This window comes from Oleiphilus sp. HI0080, from assembly GCF_001635135.1.
Window position 1 is genome coordinate 1 of record NZ_LWFU01000995.1, and the last position, 955, is coordinate 955.

The 955-nt window shown below is 47.4% G+C and carries 1 pseudogene; it reads left to right on the forward strand.

Annotation, left to right across the window (positions count from 1 at the left end):
* Window positions 1-797 (forward strand): annotated as a pseudogene (locus tag A3751_RS18990) (signal recognition particle protein); the annotation flags it as partial.
* Window positions 798-955 lie beyond the last annotated feature (158 nt).

Here is a 955-nt window from a genome sequence, read left to right on the forward strand (position 1 = left end):
CAATTGATCAGGAGATGATGGGTGAGATTTCCGAGTTGCATCGCGCTGTTAATCCTGTTGAGACTCTGTTTGTCGTTGATTCGATGACTGGTCAAGATGCTGCCAATACAGCCAAGGCTTTTAACGATGCCTTGCCTTTGACCGGCGTGGTGCTCACCAAGGCTGATGGTGATGCTCGGGGTGGTGCGGCACTTTCTGTTCGTGCGATTACGGGTAAGCCAATCAAATTTATGGGTGTCGGCGAGAAAGTCGATGCGCTAGAGCCGTTCTATCCAGATAGGCTGGCTTCAAGAATTCTGGGAATGGGTGATGTTCTCAGTCTCATTGAGGATGCTGAGCGAAAGCTTGATAAGCAAAAGGCCGACAAGCTTACTAGGAAGATTAAAAAGGGTAAGTCGTTTGATCTTGAGGACTTTAGAGACCAGTTGCAGCAAATGAAAAACATGGGTGGGGTCGCAGGCCTACTAGATAAGCTGCCAGGTATGGGGCAGATGGCGCAGGCCGCGCAGTCCCAAGTTAATGATAAATCTTTGGGTCAGCTGGAAGCTATCATAAGCTCGATGACTGCAAAAGAGAGGCGTTATCCTGATGTTATTAATAATAGCCGCAAACGCCGCATCGCTACTGGCTCTGGTACGCAGATTCAGGATGTGAATCGTCTGCTTAAACAGCACAAGCAGATGGCTAAGATGATGAAAAAATTCTCCAAGAAAGGTGGCATGATGAATATGATGCGAGGCATGCAAGGAATGATGCCGCCGGGCGGCGGCGGTGGCGGTCCGTTTGGGCGTTTTTAGAGTTTGGGCATCGCTCAAAGTGAAAATCTAGGTAAAAAAGCATTTTAGTGTTTTCAATTTTAGGGAATTGCTTTAGAATACGCGCCCTTTCGAGTGCCCGTTGTTTTGTTTGGCGAAACATCGGGTGCTAATTAGTAAACTGTTTATCAGGATGTATT